The organism is Actinopolymorpha sp. B17G11, from assembly GCF_040196095.1.
Taxonomy (GTDB): Bacteria; Actinomycetota; Actinomycetes; order Propionibacteriales; family Actinopolymorphaceae; genus Thermasporomyces.
This window is the reverse complement of record NZ_JBEFTW010000097.1, coordinates 1-1,537: the sequence shown is the minus strand read 5'-3', so window position 1 is coordinate 1,537 and position 1,537 is coordinate 1. Positions and strand designations below refer to the sequence as shown.

Here is a 1,537-nt window from a genome sequence, read left to right as displayed (position 1 = left end):
CTCGGCGGTCGGTATGACCTTGGCGAGGTGCTCGGTCACGGGGGTATGGCCGAGGTGCGTATCGGTATTGATCGGCGTCTTGGTCGGACGGTTGCGGTGAAGACGTTGCGGGCTGATCTGGCTTCTGATCCGACGTTTCAGGCGCGGTTTCGGCGGGAGGCGCAGTCTGCGGCGGCGTTGAACCATCCCTCGATCGTGGCGGTCTATGACACCGGTGAGGAGATCACCGATGGCATGAACGTGCCGTACATCGTGATGGAGTATGTCGAGGGCCGCACGCTGCGTGATGTGTTGCGGGAGAGTCGGCGGATCCTGCCCGAGCGGGCGTTGGAGATCACCGCCGATGTCTGCGACGCACTGGAGTACTCCCACCGGGCCGGGATCGTGCACCGTGACATCAAACCGGCGAACGTGATGCTCACCCCGAACGGCGATGTCAAGGTGATGGACTTCGGCATCGCCCGCGCCGTGGCCGATGCCTCAGCGACGATGACCCAGACCGCCGCGGTGATCGGCACCGCCCAGTACCTGTCCCCCGAACAGGCCCGCGGCGAATCGGTCGATGCCCGCAGCGACATCTACTCCACCGGCTGCCTGCTGTATGAACTGCTGACCAGCCGGCCACCGTTCGTCGGCGACTCCCCGGTCTCGGTCGCCTACCAACACGTCCGCGAAGAACCCCGCCCACCCTCGATGCTCGACCCCGAGGTGTCCCCGGTCGCCGACGCGATCACCCTCAAAGCACTCCAGAAGAAACCACTCGACCGCTACCAGTCCGCAGCCGAGATGCGCGAGGACATCGAACGCGGCCTGTCCGGCCAACGCGTCGCCGCCCCCATGATGGCCGACGACGCCACCGCCCGGTTCATGCCCGCCAACGACGAACAACCACCACCCCCCTACGACCCCCGCCCCACCCACCAATGGCACCCCGACGACGACGACCCACCCGACCGCGGCCGCAAAATCGCCTACGCCATGCTGATCGCCGCGATCCTGTTCGTCCTCGGCGTCGCCGCGTTCATCGGCCTCAACGCCCTCACCGGCGACGGCCAAGGCGAAACCCGACCCACCCCCACCCTGATCGGCAAAACCGAAGAACAAGCCCGCCGAGACCTCGCCAACGCCGGCCTCGAACTCGGCACCGTCCAGGACAAACCCAGCGACCGCAAAACCGGCCTGATCATCGCCCAAGACCCCGACCCCGGCGCCGAAGTCGAAGTCGGCGACACCGTCAACATCACCGTCTCCTCCGGCAAGAAAACCATCAACGTCCCCGACGTCACCGGCAAACAAGTCGACCAAGCCCAAACCCAACTCGAAGCAGCCAACTTCACAGTCGAAACCAAAGAAGACCCCCGCTCCAGCGAACCCAAAGGCACCGTCACCACCACCGACCCCGCCCCCGGCACCCCCGCCCCCGAAGGCTCCACCATCACCGTCTACTACTCCAGCGGCCTCATCGAAGTCCCCGAAGTCCTCGGCGAAAGCCAAGCAGTCGCCGAAGCACGACTAGAAGACGCAGGCTTCAAGGTCA

At 65.6% G+C, this 1,537-nt stretch carries 1 protein-coding gene; it reads left to right on the top strand.

Translation table 11 applies throughout. From position 1 onward, the window contains the following. Nucleotides 1–1,537: Stk1 family PASTA domain-containing Ser/Thr kinase (pknB, locus tag ABN028_RS35145; protein ID WP_349332493.1), on the top strand; the 1,537-nt coding region annotated here is incomplete at both ends.